The following is an 18,762-nucleotide window of genomic DNA, read 5'->3' on the forward strand; positions in this document are numbered from 1 at the left end:
ACGCCTCCTTCTAGAGCTCGTTGAGAGCCTGCACCTCCGCGTACCCCGGCACCGGCCCCACCGGCTCGCCCGCGCGCACGGCGGCCGCCGTGGCCACCGCCGCCGCCAGCGCGGAGCGGTACAGCAGCGAGCCGAGGCTGACCCGGGCCACCCCGAGCGCGGCCAGCTCGGCGAGGCCCGGGCCGGTCGGCGTCCACAGGATGTTCAGCGGGACGGCGAGGGCGCCGACCACCCGGGCGATCGCCGCCGGTTCGGCCAGCCCGGGGACGAACACGCCGTCCGCGCCCGCCCGCTGGTAGGCCTCCAGCCGCCGGAGGGTCTCCGGCTCGGGGTCATCCTGCGCGGGGGCGGCCTGGGCGGGATCGGCCGGCGCGGGATCGTCCTGCACGGGGGCGTCCAGTGCGGGGGTGTCCTGCACGGGGGCAGACGGCGCGCACCAGTAGGTGTCGGTGCGGGCGTTCACGAACAGCTCCGGCACGGCCGCCTTCACCGCCGCGACCTTCGCCGCGTGGACGTCGACCGGCGCCAGCGTGCCGTCCGCCCGACCGTCCTCCAGGTTGATGCCGACCGCCCCCGCCTTCGCCAACTCGACGGCCAGATCGGCGGCTTCGTCCGGGTCGTCGCTGAAGCCGGACTCCGCATCGACACTGAGCAGGAAGCCGCCGCGCCCCAGCCGCCGCGCCAGCCGTACGGTCTCCGCGCGGGTCGCGGCCGCGCCGTCGGGCAGCCCGGCGGCGGCCGCCACGCCCAGGCTGGTGGTGCCGATCGCGGGGTGGCCGGCGGCGGCGAGGGCGACTGCCGAGGCGTGGTCCCAGGCATTGGGGAGCAGCAGCGGGCGGCCGGGGCGGTGGTGCAGGGCGGCGAACGGGGTCATGGCGCGGTCTCCGTGGTCCATGGGCTTTCCAGCGTTCTTCTGCTTCAACTGCCCGTACGGGCTTGGGTGTTCTGCCGGGCTTGGATGTTCTGCCGGGCTTGGATGTTCTGCCGGGCTTGGATGTTCTGCCGGGCTCATGCGTCCTCCCGTGCCGCCGCCACCGCTTCCGGCCGCCGGAGGTCGCCCACCGAGTCCGCGTAGTACCCGGACCCCGCGACGTGGCGAACGATCCGCCGGAAGCTCCAGCCGGTACCCGGCGAGTCGTCCAGGGACGCGTCCGGCAGCGCGGCCACCCGGCGGGCCCAGATCCCGGCCAGCCGGGTGAGGCGGCTGCGAGCCTCGTCCAGGTCGGCGGCGGTGAACGGGGCGAGGTCGGCCGGGGTGGTGACGTTGGAGGCGTGCCAGTGGTCGGGCTCGGTCGGCTCGTCGGCCAGCCGGGCCTCCAACTCGGCGAGGTGGTCGAGGAGATGGTCGGTGACGCGGCGAACCGCCTTGTGTGGCGTATAGGTTCGGCCGTCGGCGTTGACGATCGGACGTCCGTCCCAGGCCGTCCAGGTGGCGGCCAGGGCGAGCACGTGGTCGACCATCTCCGGTACCAGTCCGGCAAGTTCGGCCTTGCCGACGCCACTCCGAGCCGCCGTTTCGGAGTCCACCGACGCCAGGTCGGCAGGATCGGAGGCCCCGGACAGGATGCCCGCCGCGATGACCAGCGCGTGCGAGCGCCCCGGGCAGATCCGGGGCAGCGCGCCGAAGGTGAGTGCCACGCCGTCCGGCGCCTCCGGCTGCGCGGCCGCGATGTCCAGCACCACATGCGTCCCGGCCGGTACGGCGTGCCCGCCGACCTCGGTCGCCCGGGCGGCGAGGCGGCGCATCACCCGCACCGGCGGGTCCTCGCGCAGCGCGCCGGCCAGTCCGTCCGCATGCCGGCGGGCGCGCTCGACCAGCTCGGCGGTGGCGTCGCAGGCCTGGACGAGCAGGCCGATCCGGTTCGCGGCCGTCTCCTCGTCCGGGTCGCCCATCGCGGGCAGCAGCCGGGCCACCGCCGCGTCCGCCGCCGGGTCGTCCGGCGTGTCCGCGAAGTACGACCGGGCGACCGTCGCGATGTCCCGCGCCACGGCCTCCGGGTCGGCCAGGCCGAGCGCCGCCGCCAGTACCCGGACCACCCGCAGCCGCACGTCGGGTTCGAAGCCGCCCGCGGCGGCCACCCGCAGCGCGACCGGGTCCAGCCGCTCCAGGTCGGCCAGCACCAGCGCCCGGCGCCGGGCATGCGGTTCGCCCGAGCTGAACCGGGCGACGGCGGCCCGCAGCCGGGCCACCCCGGCGGGCCCGCCCGGGGCTACGGGCGCAGCGGGCAGCGGGACCAGCGCCGGGTCGGCCTGGGCCGCCGTGACGTCGTGGTACCGGGAGAAGGTCATGGTTGCGGATGCCATGGTTGCGGATGCCATGGTTGCGGATGCCATGGTTGCGGATGCCATGGTTGCGGAGCCGGAGATCACCGTCGGTTCGCTCATGCCGCCATCGTGGCCCCGGGTCGTTTCGGCCCCGGCCGAACTGTGCCGGAGCGACCATGGAGGCATGCCCCCGACTCCGTCGACCCACCCGACGCGCCCGACTCTCCAGCCCCGGCCGCCCCGGCATTCCGACCACGGCGGCACGGCGCTCGCCGCCCTCGCCGCCCTGCTCGCCGACCCCACCCGCGCGGCCTTCTGCTCCGCCCTGCTCGACGGCCGCGCCTGGACGGCCGGCGAGCTGGCCCGGCACGCGCGCGTCGCACCGTCCACGGCCAGCGAGCACCTGTCACGGCTGATCGCGGGCGGGCTGCTGGCCGAGGAACGCCAGGGCCGACACCGCTACGTCCGGCTGGCCTCGCCCGCCGTCGCCACGCTGCTCGAGGACCTCACGTCCTTCGCCGAGTCCGGCGGCAGCGGCACGTCCGCACCCCGCAGCCTGGGCGAGGCCACCCGGCTGAGCGCCGAGGCCCGCGCCCGCACCTGCTACGACCACCTGGCCGGCCGCCTCGGCGTGGCCGTCGCCGACGCGCTGCTCGCCCGCGGCCTGGTCGCCGACGAGGCCGGGCTCGCCGTCACCGAACACGGCCGGGACTGGCTGGCCGCACAGGCGATCGAGCTGCCGCCGTGCTCGGGCCGGCGCGGCGCTCGCCCGGTGGTGCGCAGTTGCCTGGACTGGACGGAGCGCCGCAGCCACCTCGGCGGGGCGCTGGGCGCGGCGCTCTTCCGGACCGCCCTGGACCGCGCCTGGGTGGAGCGGATCGGCTCGGGCCGGGCCCTGCGGGTCACCCCGGACGGCGGCCGGGCGCTGCGCGAACTCCTCGGCGTGGAAGCGCCCTGACGACGCCCGTTCCGCCCTCACGCGTGCCGTTCCGCCCTCAGCCCATCGACTTCGCCCCGTCCAGCGACTCCCGGATGATGTCCGCGTGCCCGGCGTGCTGCGAGGTTTCGGCGATCAGGTGCAGCAGCACCCGCCGGGCCGACCAGGTCGCGCCCGGTTCGAACCACGGCGCCGGCGGCAGCGGGTGGGCGAGGTCGAGGTCGGGCAGGGTCCGGACCAGCTCGTCCGTCGCGCGCGCCACCCGCTCGTACGCGTCGAGCAGCCCGGCCAGCGTCTCGCCGTCCGCCATCCGGAACTGGGCGGCCCACGCCCCGGCGCCGCCGTCCCCGCCCGGGTTCGCGTCCCCGCTCCGCATCGCCTCCGCGCCGCCGGTGATGAACCGCCCCCAGCGGGCCTCGACCGCCGCGACGTGCTTGATCAGGCCGCCGAGGCAGAGTTCGCTGACCGTGGTCCGCTCGGCCGCCTGCGCGTCGGTGAGGTCGCGGACAGTGCGCAGCAGCAGGCCGCGGTGCTTGTCGAGTGTCTCGACGAGTTCCTCGCGCTCGCTCATCGGACGCGCCCCGGCAGGCACGCGCCCGACCACCGCTCGCCCGACCACCGCTCGCCCGAGAACCCCTCCCCCGACAGCCACGCCCCCATCAGACGTCCACCGTGTTCGGCTGCTCGCCGACCGTCCGTCCGAGGTCGATGATCCCGAAGGCCGCGCCCTGCGGGTCGCCGACCGCCGCGAACCGCCCGAACGGGGTGTCCATCGGCCCGAAGTGCACCTTGCCGCCGCGCGCCGTCAGCCGTTCGATCGCGGCGTCGGTGTCGTCCACGGCGAAGTAGACGCTGATGTACGAGGGTGCCTCGGGCGGCAGGAAGTCGCCCTCCGCCCCCATCCGGCCCAGCACCGGCCGGTCGCCGATCCGGAACATCCGGTAGTCGAACTCCTCGGAGTCCATCTTCTTCACGTCGTACGGGAAGACCGCCGGGAAGAAGGCGTCCGCCTTCGCCGGCTCGCGGGTCACCAGTTCGGCCCAGCTGTACGCACCGGGCTCGCCCTGCTTCTCGAAGCCCTCGTGGCGCCCGGCCTGCCAGACGCCGAACACGACGCCGCCCGGGTCCTTGGCGACCACCATCGTGCCGAAGTCGCCGACCTGCATCGGCCCCATGACCACCTCGCCGCCGTTGGCGCGGATCCGCGCGGCGGTGGCGCCGGCGTCCGGCGAGGCGAGGTACAGGCACCAGGCGGACTGCGCCTGCTGGCCGGGCATCGGTGGGACGACGGCGGCGACCGCCTTGCCGTCCGAGTACGCCTGCGTGTAGTTGCCGAACTCCGACGAACTCTCGCCGAAGGTCCAGCCCAGTACGTCCCCGTAGAAGTCCTTCGCGGCCTCCACGTCGGTGAACATCGCGTCGGCCCAACAGGGTGTGCCCTCAGGTAGCGCAGCCATCTCTCTGCCCTCGTGTGCGGCGAAGTGCGCACGCCGGAAGGCGCACGCCGGCCCCCGACTCGCCAGCCTAGCCACGACGCGGCGCACCCGCTCGGGATGGCCCGCACGGGTGCGCCGGGTGGTCACCTGTCGCGACGACCGCTCAGCCCTTCGACGCCGCCCAGCTCAGCGGCACCACCCCGCTCGGCACCGCCCCGCTCAGCGGCGGCCGCAGCGAGGTCGTGCCCAGTCCGGTCGGACCGAGCGGCACCACGCCGGTCACCCGAGAAAGATCCACGGCGGCCGAGCGCTCGGGGGCGTGCTCGGCCCCCGCCGAAGCGGCCCGGCGGGCGTCCGCCGCCATCGCCAGGTCCCGCTCGGCCCCGAAGTGCCGCTGCAGGTCCGCTTCGCGGTACCGGCGGCAGTCCTCGTGCCAGCGCAGGATGCCGGCGAGCCAGTTCTCCAGCTCCTTCACGTACCCGTCGAGGATCTCCCGCGCCGCCGGCTCCAGCCCGAAGTCCTCGTACATGACCGGGAGTTCCTTCTGCGCCACATGCTGGAACTGGCTCAGCCGGGAGTGCATCAGGTCGTCGACGATCCGGACCGCCGACGGGTAGTCGCAGTTGAAGAAGTTCTGCACCACCAGGACGACGTTGTGCAGCTCGCCCTCGTACTCGACCTCCTTCTGGTACGAGAAGAGGTCGTTCATCATGGCCGCGTAGTCCATGGCGGAGTACTCCAGCGCACGCATCGAACCGTGCCGGTAGACCTCCGGCGGCACCGTCTGCCCGTGGCCGAGGCGGCAGAGGCTCGCGGTGAGGTCGGAGCCGAAGGTGGCGCGGCGCATCTCCAGGTAGTCGACCGGGTCCGGGATCCGGTGCTGGATCTGGTTGCCGAGCTCCCAGACCCAGCTCGCCGTCATGTCCTCGACGGTCTTGCGGAACCGCCCCCTGGCCTCGACGGTCATCGGACCGGCGGTGCGCTCCCAGATGTCGGCGAGGCCGCGCTCCAGCGCGTTGGCCGGCTCGGGTGCGGGGCTGCCGTCCACCGGCATGAACAGCGTCAGCCGCTCGTTGGCGCGCTTGGCGCCGGCGAGGTCACGGGTGCGGCCGAAGACCACCGGGTAGTAGTCGTCCGCCCAGGTGCCCCAGGCCAACCAGGCCGAGTCGATGTCGAGTTGCTCGGCGGTGGCGTCCGGGTGGATGCCGGCCGCGCAGAGCGGGAGGTCGTAGTCGCGCATCGACTCGGCGTCCCAGATGCCGGATCCGGGGACGGCCGGGTCGGCTTCCAGGAGTCCCATCCGCTCGGCCCACTCGAGGACCCGCTCCCGGGCGCCGTCCAGGTGCGGGCTCAGCGACAGCGCGAACGGCAGCCTGAACTCCGGCAGCCGGGACGGACCGACGGCCTGGAACGGCACGTGCCCGTGTGAACGCGCCCGCCGCTCGGCCGGACCGGCCCCGCCCGTGACCGCGGCCTTCACCGCCTGCTGGGCCTCGCCTGCGGTCGCCCGCGCGGCGCCGCTGCGCAGGATGTCCAGCGCCGAGGTGCCGATGCCGCCGATCGCGTACTGGTCCCACCAGCTACCGGTGCCCGGCAGCCCCGGCAGCGCGCCGCCCGCCCCGGGCGCCACCTCGCCGCCCGAATCCGCCGACTCCCCAGCGCCGTTCATGTACCGACTGGAACGCATGTGCCACTCGTGCCCGCCGGACTGCCAGTCCTGCAGGCCCTTGACGTACGCCATGACCTTCGCTCGGCCCTCCGGGCCGATCCCGGTCTCCGCGAACAGCACCGGCAGTTCGGTGAACACGGTGTTCTCGAACTGCTGGAGCCGCGAGGTGAGCAGGTCGTTGACCGCCTCGGCGGCCTCCTGGGTGGTGCATTCCAGGAAGCGTTCCAGCACCAGGATGCCGTTGCTCAGTTCGCCCTCGTCCTCCACCTCCCGCTGGTACGAGAAGATGTCGTTGCGCAGGTGCACGCCGTCGGAGAAGGCGTCCATCAGCACCCGCAGCGCGCGTGAGCCCGACACCTCTTCCGGTACCTCGGCGGCAGCGGCGTACTCGACCAGCTGGGCGGACCACGGCGCACCGCCGACCTTGCGGCGCATCTCGATGTACTCGACCGGGTTGGCCACCCGGCCCGCGTTGATGTTGGCGAGCTCCCAGAGCGACTCGTTCAGCAGGTTGCGGGTGCTCTCGGCGAACCGGATCCGCCAGTCCTCGCCCATCACCGGAACGGTGCGCCGCCAGAGGTCGGCCAGACCCGCCTCGACCGGGTTCTCCGGCTCGGGTGTGGGGGTGGCCGGGTCGGCCGGCATGAACAGCGGCAGCCGGTCCAGGTGCGCCTTGCCCGCCTCCCGGTCGTTGGTGCGCTTGAACATGTCGAGGAAGTGGTCGTCGAAGAAGAAGACCCAGACGTACCAGTCGGTGACCAGCGACAGCGCCTCGGCGGAGGCGTCGGGGTGGGTGTAGGCGCAGAGCAGGCCGTAGTCGTGGGCCTCCAGGTCGGCCTGTTCCCAGACGCCGGAACCCTCCAACATGCCCATCTCCCGGGCCCAGTCGGTGGAATGGGCCCGCGCGTCGTCCAGGTGGGGATTGAGGCGTGCCGGGTGCGGCACGTAGAAGGACGGCAGTTCGAACGGCTGGGTCACGGCGGGCGAGCCTTTCTGGACGCGTCGATTGGACCAAGAATGACCCGCGACCCGGACTCCACACCGGCACAACAGGAACAGTCATATGAGATGACCAAACTGCTCGAACTCCCGCTCGGACGACCGCCCGAGCAAGCGACCAGCCCTGCATCGTACGTACGGCCCCGCCCCACCACCCCTCCCACCCCCACCAGAACCACCCATCCGGCCGAGCGCACCCCCACCCCCACGCGCACCCCAGCCCCCGCGCACCACCCGCACAACACCCGTTTCCGCCGCGAAGGCCCAACTCCACGGGGGCGGACCGCGATCGGTCCGCCCCCGTCGGATGGCCCTCGGACCAGTCCCCTCGGGCCGGTCCCCCTCAGGCCGCCAGCCGCAGGACCAGCGCCGCCACGACCGGGGCGACGTAGAGCAGGGGGGCGGGGAGGTGGGTGTAGGCCCGGGCGCGGACGACGGTGACGACGGCGCCGAGGAAGTAGAGGATCACGCCGACCGCGGCCGCGTAGCCGATGGCCGGGACGGCGAGGCCGACCAGGAGGCCGAGGGCGCCGGCCGCCTTGGCGACGCCGAGCCAGGTCCACCAGGCGCGCGGGACGCCGTAGTCGGCGAGGGGCTTGACGACGTACTCGGAGCCGACGAAGACCGAGTAGGCCGAGAAGCCGACCATGAGGGCGCCGAGGACGGTGACGATGGTGTAGGCGACGGACATTGAAGTGCTCCCCACTCGGTGGCGATTCGGTTCGACACCCCTCTGACCCGGCGCCCCCGGCGGATGTGACAGGCGCGGGCAAAAAATATTCCGCGCCCCCTCCGGCGACCCCAACAACCGCTCCGCCAACGAACAATGCAGGCATGGCAAGGCTTGGAACACCAAGACTTCCCCTGGTACGGGCGTGTTGACCGCCTCGGTCAACCCCGCGTCCACCAGACTGGGCGCCGACCCGACGTCAACTCCGAGGAGGGCAAGCCCATGAACGCCACCGTTCGGCTCGCACAGCAGCCCGAGGCCGACGAACTGCTCGGGCGGAGTGCGCTCGCCGCGCTCGTCGGCATGCTGCTCGACCAACAGGTGCCGATGGAGTGGGCGTTCACCGGCCCGCTGACCATCGCCCAGCGCCTCGGCCGGGACGACCTGGACGCCCACGAGATCGCCACCTACAACCCGGAGGAGTTCGTCGCGCTCCTCTCCGCGAAACCCGCCGTCCACCGCTACCCCGCCGCGATGGCCAAACGGGTGCAGCAGCTCTGCCAGTTCCTCGTCGCGCAGTACGACGGCGACGCCGCCGCGCTGTGGAAGAACGTCCGCACCGGCAAGGAGCTGCTGAGCCGCCTCAACGCCCTGCCCGGCTTCGGCAAGCAGAAGTCGCAGATCTTCCTCGCCCTGCTCGGCAAGCAGTACGGCGTACGGCCCGAGGGCTGGCGCGACGCGGCCGGCGCGTACGGCGAGGAGGGTGCGCACCGCTCGGTCGCCGACATCACCGGCCCCGAATCTCTCACCCTGGTACGGGAGTTCAAGCAGGAGGTGAAGCGAGCCGCGAAGGAGGCCAAGGCCGCCGCCAAACCGCGCACCACCACCCGGACGACGGCCGCGCCGACTCCGACCGGCGCGCACTGAAAACCGGTTGCCCCGCCCCGCCCCAGCGGGCGACGCTCCCGGCATGACCGCAACCGCCCCGACGCCGCCGAGTGTGTCCGCCCTGTTCGCCCCCGACGGGCGCCTGATCACCGTCCCCCGCAAGGCAGCCCGCCGGGAGCAGCTCCTGGCCCACCTCGCCGACACCCTGCTCGAAGCCGGCCGGGGCTACACCGAGGCCGAGGTCAACGCCGTGCTGCACACCGTGCACGACGACGCCCCCGCCCTGCGCCGCGCCCTGGTCGAGGCCGGCCACCTCGCCCGCCCCCGGGACGGCAGCAGCTACCGGCTGGTTTCGGAGCGCCGGTAGGCGTACCGCCCCCGGATCCGCCGGACGAAGTACCGCCCGTGGCTGTCGGCGGCCAGCAGCTCGCGGTGCACCCGGGCCGGTACGCCCGCGTACACGTACACCCGCCCGCCGGTGAACTCGAGCTCCAGCAGCCGCGCGGCCGGGTCGTACCCGACCGAGCGCAGCACCGAGGAGTCCACCGCCGTACGGTCCATCGCCCTCCCAGTGTGCGACGAGGGCCCCGGTCGCGCGGCGCGACCGGGGCCCTCACAACGGGTGCGTCCCGTCAGACCAGAGCGGCCTCCCGCTCCACCACGTCCTCGGCGGCCGCACCGACGGCCTTGCGCCGCCGCGGCAGCGCGAACATCAGCAGGAACACCACCAGCAGCACCCCCGCGACCCACCACAGCGCGTGCACGAAGGCCCCGCCGAACGCCGTCCCGACCGCCTCCGGCGCGACCACGTCGTCCATCGCCCCGAAGAAGGCCACCGAGATCAGGCCGAGCCCGAGCGCGTTCCCCACCTGCTGCACGGTGTTGATCAGTCCGGAGGCCGAACCGGCGTGCTCGCGCGGCACCTCCGCCAGCACCGCGTCCGTGATCGGCGCGACGATCAGCCCCATGCCCAGGCCCATCACCACCAGTGGCAGCGCCATCTGCCAGGGCGAGATCGCCGTCCCGTACCGGTCGGCCTCCCAGATGTACGTGAGCACACCCGCCGCCATCACCAGCGCGCCCGCCTGCAGCACCTTCCGTCCGAACCGCGGCACCAGCTTCTGCACCGACAGCCCGGCCGCCGTGGAGACCGCGATCGAGAACGGGATGCCGGTCGCACCGGCCTTGAGCGGGCTCCAGCCCAGGCCGATCTGCATGTAGAGCGTCCAGACCAGGAAGAAGATGCCCAGTGCCACACCGAAGGCCAGCTGCACGCAGATCCCGGCCGCGAAGGACTTCACCCGGAACAGCGTGAGCTCCACCAGCGGCGAGCCGTCCCGCCGCGTCTTGACCTTCTCGTACGCCACGAACAGCGCGAACACCGGCAGGCTCCCGGCCATCGACAGGTATCCCCAGAGCGGCCAGCCGGCCTCCCGCCCGTGGGTCAGCGGGTAGATCAGCATCAGCAGGCCCAGGCTGGCCAGCACCACGCCCACCAGGTCGAGCTTCAGGGCCTGGTCGGCCTTCGACTCGTCGATGAAGCGGCGGCCGAGCAGCAGTCCGGCGATGCCGACCGGCAGGTTGATCAGGAAGATCGGCCGCCAGGCCAGGCCGAACAGGTCCCCCTCCGTCAGCAGCGCACCGATCATCGGACCGGAGACGGCGCCCAGTCCGACCACCGCGCCGAACATGCCGAACACCTTGCCGCGCTCCTCCGCCGGGAACGTCGCGTGGATGATCGACAGCACCTGCGGCACCATCAGGGCCGCCGTCCCGCCCTGCAGCAGCCGGGTCGCGATCAGCATCTCCGGCCCGGCGGCCAGCCCGCAGAGCGCGGACGCCAGGGTGAAGCCGCCGATCCCGATCAGGAACACCCGCTTGCGGCCGTGGATGTCACCCAGCCGCCCGCCGGTGATCAGCCCGATCGCGAAGGCCAGCGCGTACCCGCCGGTGACCCACTGCACGGCGCTGAAGGAGGCGCCGGTGTCCGCCTGGATGCTGGGGATGGCGATGTTGACGATGGTGACGTCCACCAGGTCCATGAAGGAGGCCACCATCACGATCGCCAGCGCGATCCACCTCCGCCGGTCGGCTCCCGCCACGCTCATTCCGTACTCCTCGACTTCTCGCACGTCCCCTATGCCCCGCACTTCTCGCACGTCCCGTACGTCCCGTACTTCTCGCTCATCTCGACCTCCACGACAGTACGGGCCATGTAGGTCAGATCCTGTCCCAGTTCATCCGGCATGCTGGAGGGCATGAGCGACACCCCGGCCCGGCTGCTGAACCTGCTGTCCCTGCTCCAGACCCCGCGCGAGTGGCCCGGCAGCGAGCTCGCCGAGCGGCTCGACGTCAGCCCCCGGACGATCCGGCGCGACATCGACCGGCTGCGCGACCTCGGCTACCCGGTGCAGGCCACCATGGGCGCGGTCGGCGGCTACCGGCTGGTCGCGGGCACGGCGATGCCGCCGCTGCTACTCGACGACGAGGAGGCGGTGGCCATCGCGGTCGGGCTGCGGGCGGCCGCCGGGCACGCGGTCGTCGGCATCGAGGAGGCCTCGGTCCGGGCGCTCGGCAAACTGCTCCAGGTGCTGCCGAGCCGGCTGCGGCACCGGGTCGGCACGCTCAACACCGCGACCGTGCCGCTGCTCACTGGGGACGGCCCGACGGTCGACCCGGAGGACCTCACCGTGCTCGCCGGCGCCGTCACCAACCACGAACGCCTGCGCTTCGCCTACCGTGCCCGCGACGGCGCCGAGACCCGCCGGCACGTCGAGCCCGAGCGCCTGGTCTCCACCGGGCGCCGCTGGTACCTGGTCGGCTTCGACCTGGACCGCGACGACTGGCGGCTGTTCCGCGTCGACCGGCTGAGCGGCCCCCTCGCCACCGGCGCCCGCTTCACCCCGCGCCCGTTGCCCGCCGAGAACGCCGCGGTGTTCGTGGCGAGCAAGCTGCGCCGCCGGACGCACGCCCACACCATGGTCGCCACCGTGCACCGCCCCGCCGCCGAGGTCGACAACTGGATGCCCTGGACCGGCGACTACGAGGTCGAGCCGATCGACGACCACAGCTGCCGCCTGACCTCCCGCGCGGAGTCCCTCAAGTGGCTGGCAAGCGGACTGCTGCTGCTCGACTGCGACTTCGAGGTGCACGAGCCCCCGGAGCTGCGCGACCACCTGCGCACGGTCGCCACCCGCGCCGGCCGGGCCGCGGGAGGGGCGGGCTAGGCCGGGGCCGGACCGTTGCGCGCCCATCCGTCCGTCAGCTCCTCGGCTCGACGGCCGGCTCCCCGTCCGGGTCGACCGGGCAGGTCAGGGCCCGGCGGCCGGCCCGCCACTCGTCCTCGGGCAGCCGCCGGACCTCGACCGGACGATCGGCCGGCGGCCATGCTCAGACCCCGTACTCACCGGTCAGCAGCGCCCGGCCGAGGGTGTGGAAGGTGATGTGGAAGCCGACCTGCGCCGGCGGGGTGTCGGCGGCGACGTCCAGCTTCTCCACGTCCAGGGCGTGCACGGCGAAGACGTAGCGGTGCGGGGCGCCGGGCGGCGGGGCGGCACCGTCGTACTTGTTGCCCGGGAAGTCGTTGCGGCCGTGGAAGGAGGCCGCGCCGGGCAGGCTGCCGTCCGAGGCGCCGGCGCCGCGCGGCAGTTCGGCGGTGTCGGCGGGCAGGTTGAGGGCGAGCCAGTGCCACCAGCCGGAGCCGGTGGGCGCGTCGGGGTCGTAGCAGGTGACGGCGATGCTCCGGGTGCCCGCCGGCAGGCCCGACCAGGCCAGCTGCGGCGAGAGGTTGCCGCCGGCGTGGATGAACTCCCGGGCCAGCGTGCCGCCTTCGGTGAAGTCCTGACTGCTCAGTTCGAAGGACGGTACCTGCGGCAGGAACTCGTACGGCAGCGGCGGGCGCTTGCTCATGGGGTGGTCACCTCTCACGATCGGAATGACACGAGTCACTGTAATGGGGTGCACGTCCGATCCGGCCGCCCCTAGAGTCGACGTATGGCCGCCAAAATCGCCCAGTTGTTCTCGGACTCTCGCCGCGCGCTGTTCACGATGCTCGGACTCCAGGTCGTCATCTGGTCGGTACAGGTGGTGAACTGGCTGGACGACTACGGGCTGTCGAGGGACTACGGCCTGCGCACCGGGCAGTTGGGCGATCTGCCCGAGATGTTCACCATGCCGTTCCTGCACGGCAGCTGGGATCACATCGAGGCCAACTCCTGGCCGCTGTTCGTGCTCGGCTTCCTGGCCGCCTACCGCGGCCTGCGGACGTTCCTGTTGGCCAGCCTCGTGATCACGGTGTCCGGCGGGCTGACGATCTGGCTGCTGGAGCGCCCGAACACCGTGACGGTCGGCGCGAGCGGCATGGTCTACGGCTACCTCGGCTACGTGGTGCTGCGCGGGGTCCTCGACCGCAAGGTGCTGGACGCGGTGGTCGGCATCGTGGTCGCCGTCCTCTATTCGAGCCTGCTGCTCGGCGTGCTGCCGCTCGACGAGCACATCAGCTGGCTGGGCCACCTGGGCGGGCTGATCGGCGGACTGGCCGCCGCCGTCCTGCTCCGCAACCGGGCGGCGCAGCCGAAGCCCGCGCCCGCCGCGAAGCCCGGCGCCCCGGCCGACTCCAGGTCCGCCCTGCTCAAGGAGCTGGACGACCTCGGCCTCTGAGGCCCCCTCCACGACTCCCCCGGTCAGGTCTAGACCAACCCCACCCCTGCGGCTAGCGTGAACAGCGGCGTGAACAGCGCACCTGCCCCCAGCCCCGGAGCCGCACCGTGGAGTCGTCCGTCCTCGCCTTCGCCACCGACCTGCTCGACGAGGGCGCCGACGCCTTCTTCGGCAACCTCACCGACCGCGCCGGGGTCGGCGGCGTCACCCTCGCCTCGGTCTACCACGGGGCCCGCGACGTCTTCCCGCACAACCCCCACCGGGTGGTCCGCTACCTGGAGCCGGGCGCGGCGTACTTCCGTCCCGACCCGGCCGCCTGGCGGGGCCGCCGCCTGGCGCCCACGCCCTCCACCGCCATCGGCGGGCGCGACCCCTTCGCCGAGGCCGCCGACGAGGCCCGCCGCCGGGGGCTGAAGCTGCACGCCTGGACGGTGTTCTGCCACAACGACCGGCTCGGCTTCGCCCACCCCGACTGCGCCCCGGCCAACGCCTTCGGCGACCGCCACCTCACCGAGCTCTGCCCGGCCCACCCGGAGGTCCGCGCGTACGCGCTGACCCTGGTCGCCGAGCTGGCCCGGTACGGCGTGGACGCGATCCGCGCCGAGTCGCTGCACTTCCACGGGCTGCGCCACGGCTACCACCACGAGCGCTACTTCGAGGAGCTGGGCCCGACCGCCGAGGCCCTGCTCGGGGTCTGCTTCTGCCCGCACTGCCGCGCCGCCGCCACCGCCGCCGGCGTCCCGGCCGAGGAGGCGGCCGGGGCCGTCCGCGCCGAAGTGCGTCGCCGGCTGGCCGACGAGTCCGCCGCCGCCGAGCCCGCCGACCTGAGCGCCCTCGCCGACGGCGCCTTCGCCGCGTACGTGGACGCCTCCGCCGCCACCGTCACCTCGCTGGCCGCCGACCTGTCCGAGCAGGCCCGGCGCCACGGCATGCGGCTGAGCTTCATGGACGGCGGCGGCCCCGGAAAGGGCTGGCTCTCCGGGATCGACCTGCCCGCCCTCGCCAGGGCCGCCGACCAGATCGAGACGCTCGGCTACGCCAGGACGCCGGAGGCCGTCCGGGAGAAGATCGCCGCCTTCGCTCTGCACGGTGTCCGCCCACGGGACATGGCGGTGATCCTGCGCCCGATGTCCTCCGACTGCGACGGCCCGGAGAACCTCGCCGCCAAGATCGCCACCCTGCGCGAACTCGGCGTCCCCGAGGTCGAGTTCCACCACTACGGCCTGATGCGCCTGTCCTCCCTGGACCGGATCGGCGCCGCGCTCTCCGGCTGAACCACCGCCACCACCGTCGCCGCCACCGCCGTCACCGCCGTCCCCACCGCCATCCGTCCACTCCGGCCGGGGCGTCACCGCCGCCGCTTGGACGTCCCGAACAGGCTGCGCGAGATCTCCTGCCCGAGCTGCCGTCCGGCCGAGCGCGCGAAGGACTTCACCGTCGGATTGCTCAGCAGCGACCCGAGCAGCCCACCCACACCTTCCTTCTGCGCCTCCCGGGACTCCCGCCGCTCCGAAGCCGGCTCCGAAGCCGGCTCCGAAGTCGGCTCCGGGGCCCCCTCCGTCGGCACCGGAGTCGGCGCCGCCTCCGGCCGGGGTGCCCGCGCCGCGAGCTTCTCGTACGCCGACTCCCGGTCGATCGCGTCCCGGTAGCGCGCCGTCAGCGGCGAGGCGTCCACGGCCGTCCGCAGCGCCTCCGCCTCGATCGGCCCCATCAGCGACTGCGGCGCCCGCAGCCTGGTCGCCGCGACGGGTGTCGGCGCGCCCTTCTCGGACAGGACGGTCACCACCGCCTCGCCGGTGCCGAGCGAGGTCAGGACCTCGCCGAGGTCGTACGAGGAGTGCGGGAAGGTCGAGACGGTGGCCTTGAGCGCCTTGGCGTCGTCCGGGGTGAAGGCGCGCAGCGCGTGCTGCACCCGGTTGCCCAACTGCGCCAGCACGTCGGACGGGACGTCCCGTGGCGTCTGGGTCACGAAGAAGATGCCGATGCCCTTGGACCTGATCAGCCGCACGGTCTGGGTGATCGCCTCCAGGAAGGCCTTGGAGGCGCCCTTGAACAGCAGGTGCGCCTCGTCGAAGAAGAACACCAGTTCGGGCTTGTCGAGGTCGCCGACCTCGGGAAGCTCCTGGTAGAGGTCGGCGAGCATCCACATCAGGAAGGTGGAGAACAGCCGCGGCCGGTCCTGCACGGCGGGCAGTTCCAGCACCGAGACCACGCCCCGGCCGTCCGACGCGGTCCGCAGCAGTTCGGCGGTGTCGAACTCGGGCTCGCCGAAGAACGCCCCGGCGCCCTCGTTCTCCAGCACGGTGAGCGCGCGCAGGATCACCCCGGCGGTGGCCGCCGAGAGGCCGCCGATGGTCTTCAGCTCCTCCTTGCCCTCGGGCGAGGCGAGGAAGGCGATCACCGCGGTCAGGTCCTTGAGGTCGTAGAGTTCCAGACCCTTGCTGTCGGCGTAGTGGAACACCAGGCTGAGCGAGGACTCCTGGGTCTCGTTCAGGTCGAGCACCTTGGACAGCAGCAGCGGTCCGAAGCTGGTGACGGTGGCCCGGATCGGGATGCCCGCGCCCTGCCCGCCGAGCGAGTAGAACTCGGCCGGGCAGCCCTGCGCGGCCCACTGCTGGCCGACCTCGGCGGCCCGGGCGCTGGTGCGCTCGCTCGGCGTGCCGGGCGCGGCGACGCCGGAGACGTCCCCCTTGATGTCGGCCAGGAACACCGGCACGCCCTGTCCGGAGAGTTGCTCGGCGATCAGCTGCAGGGTCTTGGTCTTGCCGGTGCCGGTGGCCCCGGCGACCAGTCCGTGCCGGTTGAGCACGCCCAGCGGGATGCGCACCTGGGCGTCCGCGTAGACGGTGCCGTCCAGCAGCACCGCACCGAGGTCGAGGGCGGGCCCGGTGAAGGCGTACCCGTCGGCGATCTCCCGGACGGCCTGGGGGGTGGGGGCGGAGGACATCGGTGCACACTCCCGGGCGGATCGGAACGCGTCGGAACGCATCAAAACGCGTCGGAACGCTTCGGCGCCGGAACCGGACCCGATCGGTACCGGGCCGATGTTCGCGACATTTCCCATCAAACAGCCGCATTCATCCACCCGCAGTTCACACCGGCGCGCGTGGCACCGTCGCGGCTGCTGCGCCATTCGCCGCCCAAACGGTAGGCTTTCCGTGTGATCTTCAAGCGCATCGGCAATGGGCGGCCGTACCCGGATCACGGCCGGACGAGCACCCGACAGTGGGCTGACGTCGCCCCGCGTCCGGTGCGGCTCGACCAGCTGGTGACCACCAAGGGCCAACTCGACCTCGAAACCCTGCTGGCCGAGGACTCGACCTTCTACGGGGACCTCTTCGCCCACGTGGTGAAGTGGCACGGCGACCTCTACCTGGAGGACGGGCTGCACCGGGCCGTACGGGCCGCGCTGCAGCAGCGCCAGGTGCTGCACGCCCGCGTCCTCGAAATGGAGTGACGGGCCGCCGGCACCGGGCTCGTCCCATCCACCGCAGGCTTCCCGACCGCCCCCTCGCCACCCCGGCGGAGGGCGGTCCACGTGTGCCCGGTACCCCCTTTCGGGTACCGGGGTACTCCAGATGATGATCGTTTAGTACCTTCGCAGCTGTACGGCACTACGCTGCTGACTACGGCCGCGACCAGGGAATCCGCCCGCACCGGGAGATGCCCCTACCCGGCCGACCGTCATCCCGACCCCGCCCCGGTACAAGGGGGAGACAAACCATGAGCATGTTGACTCCCCAAGGCCTCAAGGGGAAGCAGTACCGCATCACCGGCAACTCCTACCCGCGGCTTGGCCGGCCCCCGAAGAAGAGCCGCAAGGTGATCGCCGCACTCGCCGGTCTGCTCGCCCTGGCCCTGATCGCCCTCGGCGGCCTGCAGCTGTACGACATCTTCACGGGCAGGAACAAGAACTCCTCCGCCCAGGCCTGCGCGACCGCGTCCGGCAAGCCGCTGGCCGCCCCCACGCCGGGCGCCACCCCGGGCGCCCCCGCCGCCTCCGGCGCGCCCGCCGCCGCCCAGGGCGACCCGCACGCCGTCCCGCAGCCCGCCACGGTCACCGTGAACATCTACAACGCCACCACCAAGGCCGGTCTGGCCGGGCGGACCGCCGAGGAGTTCAAGAAGCGCGGCTTCACCATCGGCAAGGTCGGCAACGCCCCGGCCGAGCTGGACAAGAAGGTGCCCGGCACCGCCCAGGTGATCGCCGGCCCGACCGGCGCCGGAGCCGGCACCCTGGTCGGCTCGCAGATCGCCGGAGCCACCGTCACCGCCGACGCCCGCACCGACACCAGCGTGGACTTCGTGATCGGCGACAGCTACAACGCCCTGCTGGACGAGACCCAGGCGGCCGCCGCCCTCGCCCTGGCCACCAAGCCCTCCCCCACCCCGACCGCGAACGGCAGTTGCTGACACCCGGTACGAACGGCACGAACGGAAGGGCCCTCCGGCAGCACGCCGGAGGGCCCTCGTCGTTCTGTTCCTGCTGTTCCTGAGGGGCTCAGCCCGCGGTGCCGTACAGCCGGTCGCCCGCGTCGCCGAGGCCGGGGACGATGTAGCCGTTCTCGTTGAGCCGCTCGTCCAGTGCGGCGGTGACCACGGTGACCGGCAGGTCCGCCAGCTCCCGCTGCATCAGCTCGACGCCCTCGGGGGCGGCCAGCAGCACCACGGCGGTGACGTCGGTGGCGCCGCGCTCGATCAGCATCTTGATCGCGGCGACCAGGGTGCCGCCGGTGGCCAGCATCGGGTCGAGCACGTAGACCTGGCGGCCGGAGAGGTCGTCCGGCATCCGGGTGGCGTAGGTGGAGGCCTCCAGGGTCTCCTCGTTACGCACCATGCCGAGGAAGCCCACCTCGGCGGTCGGCAGCAGGCGGGTCATCCCGTCCAGCATGCCCAGACCGGCCCGCAGGATCGGCACCACCAGCGGGCGCGGGTAGCTGAGCCGGGTGCCGTGGGTGACCGCCACGGGCGTGGTGATCTCCACCTCGTCGGTGCGGACGTCCCGGGTGGCCTCGTAGGCGAGGAGGGTCACCAGCTCGTCGGTCAGGCGACGGAAGGTCGGCGAGTCGGTGCGCTCGTCGCGCAGGGTGGAGAGCTTGTGGGCGACCAGGGGGTGGTCGACGACGTGGAGACGCATGTACCGAGGTTAGCCCGGGTCTGGACGCCTGTACGACACGCCGTGCCCGGCCGGGGCATCGGACCTGGTGACGGGCCGGGTGACGAGCCGGCTGACGGACCG

At 73.0% G+C, this 18,762-nt stretch carries 18 protein-coding genes and 1 pseudogene; 8 read left to right on the plus strand and 11 right to left on the minus strand.

Annotation, left to right across the window (positions count from 1 at the left end; genetic code table 11):
* Positions 1 to 10 precede the first annotated feature (10 nt).
* Both ACZ51D_RS06985 and ACZ51D_RS06990 read right to left on the minus strand, forming a co-directional pair.
* Positions 11 to 880 (minus strand): annotated as a pseudogene (locus tag ACZ51D_RS06985) (isocitrate lyase/PEP mutase family protein); the annotation flags it as partial.
* 128 nt (positions 881 to 1,008) lie between these two features.
* Positions 1,009 to 2,304 (minus strand): cytochrome P450 family protein, encoded by a 1,296-nt coding sequence (locus ACZ51D_RS06990; protein ID WP_465661466.1) that lies wholly within the window; start codon positions 2,302 to 2,304, stop codon positions 1,009 to 1,011.
* Between the two features lie 145 nt (positions 2,305 to 2,449).
* Here ACZ51D_RS06990 and ACZ51D_RS06995 point away from each other — a divergent pair, with 145 nt between their 5' ends.
* Positions 2,450 to 3,223: an ArsR/SmtB family transcription factor gene (locus tag ACZ51D_RS06995; protein ID WP_465622375.1), complete on the plus strand. Its 774-nt coding sequence runs from the start codon at positions 2,450 to 2,452 to the stop codon at positions 3,221 to 3,223.
* A 37-nt stretch (positions 3,224 to 3,260) separates the two neighbouring features.
* Here the strand turns inward: ACZ51D_RS06995 and ACZ51D_RS07000 are convergent, their stop codons facing one another.
* The 4 genes from ACZ51D_RS07000 to ACZ51D_RS07015 all read right to left on the minus strand — a co-directional run bounded on the left by ACZ51D_RS07000 (position 3,261) and on the right by ACZ51D_RS07015 (position 7,997).
* On the minus strand, positions 3,261 to 3,773 hold the full coding sequence (locus ACZ51D_RS07000) for a DinB family protein (RefSeq protein ID WP_360496406.1): 513 nt from the start codon (positions 3,771 to 3,773) through the stop codon (positions 3,261 to 3,263).
* Between the two features lie 88 nt (positions 3,774 to 3,861).
* A complete protein-coding gene (locus ACZ51D_RS07005) occupies positions 3,862 to 4,659 on the minus strand; it encodes a VOC family protein (RefSeq protein WP_465622372.1) in 798 nt (265 codons plus the stop codon).
* A 142-nt stretch (positions 4,660 to 4,801) separates the two neighbouring features.
* The gene (locus ACZ51D_RS07010; RefSeq protein WP_465622371.1) at positions 4,802 to 7,285 is read right to left on the minus strand and encodes a terpene synthase family protein; all 2,484 of its coding nucleotides are present in this window, start codon (positions 7,283 to 7,285) and stop codon (positions 4,802 to 4,804) included.
* Positions 7,286 to 7,649: 364 nt separating this feature from the next.
* Positions 7,650 to 7,997, minus strand: coding sequence for a DoxX family protein (locus tag ACZ51D_RS07015; protein ID WP_465622370.1), 348 nt, complete (start codon positions 7,995 to 7,997; stop codon positions 7,650 to 7,652).
* Positions 7,998 to 8,258: 261 nt separating this feature from the next.
* Between ACZ51D_RS07015 and ACZ51D_RS07020 the strand changes: the two genes are divergently transcribed.
* Positions 8,259 to 8,903: an HhH-GPD-type base excision DNA repair protein gene (locus ACZ51D_RS07020; protein WP_465661468.1), complete on the plus strand. Its 645-nt coding sequence runs from the start codon at positions 8,259 to 8,261 to the stop codon at positions 8,901 to 8,903.
* A gap of 43 nt (positions 8,904 to 8,946) precedes the next feature.
* Entirely contained in the window at positions 8,947 to 9,231 is a 285-nt protein-coding gene (locus ACZ51D_RS07025) for a DUF2087 domain-containing protein (protein ID WP_465622367.1), read from the plus strand.
* Here ACZ51D_RS07025 and ACZ51D_RS07030 read toward each other — a convergent pair.
* Positions 9,204 to 9,425, minus strand: coding sequence for a KTSC domain-containing protein (locus ACZ51D_RS07030; protein WP_465622366.1), 222 nt, complete (start codon positions 9,423 to 9,425; stop codon positions 9,204 to 9,206). The genes ACZ51D_RS07025 and ACZ51D_RS07030 overlap by 28 nt on opposite strands.
* Before the next feature lie 71 nt (positions 9,426 to 9,496).
* The gene (locus tag ACZ51D_RS07035) at positions 9,497 to 10,972 is read right to left on the minus strand and encodes an MFS transporter (protein ID WP_465661470.1); all 1,476 of its coding nucleotides are present in this window, start codon (positions 10,970 to 10,972) and stop codon (positions 9,497 to 9,499) included.
* Positions 10,973 to 11,122: 150 nt separating this feature from the next.
* Between ACZ51D_RS07035 and ACZ51D_RS07040 the strand changes: the two genes are divergently transcribed.
* Complete coding sequence (locus ACZ51D_RS07040; RefSeq protein WP_360496439.1) at positions 11,123 to 12,091, plus strand: helix-turn-helix transcriptional regulator; 969 nt, start codon at positions 11,123 to 11,125, stop codon at positions 12,089 to 12,091.
* Positions 12,092 to 12,254: 163 nt separating this feature from the next.
* Here ACZ51D_RS07040 and ACZ51D_RS07045 read toward each other — a convergent pair whose 3' ends face one another.
* On the minus strand, positions 12,255 to 12,773 hold the full coding sequence (locus ACZ51D_RS07045) for a YbhB/YbcL family Raf kinase inhibitor-like protein (protein ID WP_465622363.1): 519 nt from the start codon (positions 12,771 to 12,773) through the stop codon (positions 12,255 to 12,257).
* 84 nt (positions 12,774 to 12,857) lie between these two features.
* Between ACZ51D_RS07045 and ACZ51D_RS07050 the strand changes: the two genes are divergently transcribed.
* Together ACZ51D_RS07050 and ACZ51D_RS07055 are read left to right on the plus strand one after the other, a co-directional pair.
* Positions 12,858 to 13,523: a rhomboid family intramembrane serine protease gene (locus ACZ51D_RS07050; RefSeq protein ID WP_465622361.1), complete on the plus strand. Its 666-nt coding sequence runs from the start codon at positions 12,858 to 12,860 to the stop codon at positions 13,521 to 13,523.
* Positions 13,524 to 13,630: 107 nt separating this feature from the next.
* Entirely contained in the window at positions 13,631 to 14,797 is a 1,167-nt protein-coding gene (locus ACZ51D_RS07055; protein ID WP_465622359.1) for a hypothetical protein, read from the plus strand.
* Between the two features lie 74 nt (positions 14,798 to 14,871).
* Here ACZ51D_RS07055 and ACZ51D_RS07060 read toward each other — a convergent pair whose 3' ends face one another.
* Positions 14,872 to 16,470, minus strand: a complete 1,599-nt coding sequence (locus tag ACZ51D_RS07060; RefSeq protein WP_465622358.1) for a helicase HerA-like domain-containing protein — start codon at positions 16,468 to 16,470, stop codon at positions 14,872 to 14,874.
* A gap of 213 nt (positions 16,471 to 16,683) precedes the next feature.
* Here ACZ51D_RS07060 and ACZ51D_RS07065 point away from each other — a divergent pair, with 213 nt between their 5' ends.
* Together ACZ51D_RS07065 and ACZ51D_RS07070 are read left to right on the plus strand one after the other, a co-directional pair.
* Entirely contained in the window at positions 16,684 to 16,980 is a 297-nt protein-coding gene (locus ACZ51D_RS07065) for a type II toxin-antitoxin system VapB family antitoxin (RefSeq protein WP_030061387.1), read from the plus strand.
* Between the two features lie 266 nt (positions 16,981 to 17,246).
* Positions 17,247 to 17,936 (plus strand): LytR C-terminal domain-containing protein, encoded by a 690-nt coding sequence (locus ACZ51D_RS07070; protein WP_360496454.1) that lies wholly within the window; start codon positions 17,247 to 17,249, stop codon positions 17,934 to 17,936.
* A gap of 88 nt (positions 17,937 to 18,024) precedes the next feature.
* Here the strand turns inward: ACZ51D_RS07070 and upp are convergent, their stop codons facing one another.
* Positions 18,025 to 18,660: a uracil phosphoribosyltransferase gene (upp, locus tag ACZ51D_RS07075; RefSeq protein WP_360496457.1), complete on the minus strand. Its 636-nt coding sequence runs from the start codon at positions 18,658 to 18,660 to the stop codon at positions 18,025 to 18,027.
* Positions 18,661 to 18,762: the final 102 nt, after the last annotated feature.

It is taken from the genome of Kitasatospora sp. NPDC033851 (genome assembly GCF_055576085.1).

Coding starts and splice junctions, on each gene's coding strand:
- ACZ51D_RS06990 (WP_465661466.1), bottom strand. CDS start 2,304: ATGGCATCCGCAACCATGACCTTCTCCCGGTACCACGACGTCACGGCG.
- ACZ51D_RS06995 (WP_465622375.1), top strand. CDS start 2,450: ATGCCCCCGACTCCGTCGACCCACCCGACGCGCCCGACTCTCCAGCCC.
- ACZ51D_RS07000 (WP_360496406.1), bottom strand. CDS start 3,773: ATGAGCGAGCGCGAGGAACTCGTCGAGACACTCGACAAGCACCGCGGC.
- ACZ51D_RS07005 (WP_465622372.1), bottom strand. CDS start 4,659: ATGGCTGCGCTACCTGAGGGCACACCCTGTTGGGCCGACGCGATGTTC.
- ACZ51D_RS07015 (WP_465622370.1), bottom strand. CDS start 7,997: ATGTCCGTCGCCTACACCATCGTCACCGTCCTCGGCGCCCTCATGGTC.
- ACZ51D_RS07020 (WP_465661468.1), top strand. CDS start 8,259: ATGAACGCCACCGTTCGGCTCGCACAGCAGCCCGAGGCCGACGAACTG.
- ACZ51D_RS07025 (WP_465622367.1), top strand. CDS start 8,947: ATGACCGCAACCGCCCCGACGCCGCCGAGTGTGTCCGCCCTGTTCGCC.
- ACZ51D_RS07030 (WP_465622366.1), bottom strand. CDS start 9,425: ATGGACCGTACGGCGGTGGACTCCTCGGTGCTGCGCTCGGTCGGGTAC.
- ACZ51D_RS07035 (WP_465661470.1), bottom strand. CDS start 10,972: ATGAGCGTGGCGGGAGCCGACCGGCGGAGGTGGATCGCGCTGGCGATC.
- ACZ51D_RS07040 (WP_360496439.1), top strand. CDS start 11,123: ATGAGCGACACCCCGGCCCGGCTGCTGAACCTGCTGTCCCTGCTCCAG.
- ACZ51D_RS07045 (WP_465622363.1), bottom strand. CDS start 12,773: ATGAGCAAGCGCCCGCCGCTGCCGTACGAGTTCCTGCCGCAGGTACCG.
- ACZ51D_RS07050 (WP_465622361.1), top strand. CDS start 12,858: ATGGCCGCCAAAATCGCCCAGTTGTTCTCGGACTCTCGCCGCGCGCTG.
- ACZ51D_RS07060 (WP_465622358.1), bottom strand. CDS start 16,470: ATGTCCTCCGCCCCCACCCCCCAGGCCGTCCGGGAGATCGCCGACGGG.
- ACZ51D_RS07070 (WP_360496454.1), top strand. CDS start 17,247: ATGAGCATGTTGACTCCCCAAGGCCTCAAGGGGAAGCAGTACCGCATC.
- upp (WP_360496457.1), bottom strand. CDS start 18,660: ATGCGTCTCCACGTCGTCGACCACCCCCTGGTCGCCCACAAGCTCTCC.